Consider the following 385-nt stretch of genomic DNA (forward strand, 5'->3'; position numbering starts at 1 on the left):
TGTGTCCTCGACGGTGGTTGTAATAGTCTAACCACGCCGGAAAAGCGGCCACGCGTTCGGCCTCCGAGCTGTATGGCCGGGCGTAGGCCCATTCCTCGAGCATGGTGCGGTTGAACCGCTCGACCTTGCCGTTGGTCTGGGGCCGGTAGGGTCGGGTGCGCTTGTGCTTGATCTCCGGTCCGAGGGCGTCCCTGAAGGCGTGGGACCGGTAACAGGACCCGTTGTCGGTTAGGACCCGCTTGACCGTAATCCCGGCCGAGTCGAAGTAGGCGTTCGCCCGTTCCCAGAAGCCGGCGGCGGTATCCTTCCGCTCGTCTGCGAGGATCTCGGTGTAGGCCAGGCGGGAGTGGTCATCGACGGCGTTGTGCAGGTAGGCGTAGCCGGG

The 385-nt window shown here is 64.9% G+C and carries 1 protein-coding gene; it reads right to left on the reverse strand.

The genetic code is table 11. The features are described 5' to 3' along the window. A partial coding sequence (locus tag AC6CHY_RS19960; RefSeq protein ID WP_498228064.1) for an integrase core domain-containing protein occupies positions 1-385 on the reverse strand: 385 nt, incomplete at both ends.

The organism is Paeniglutamicibacter sp. GQ140, from assembly GCF_059759235.1.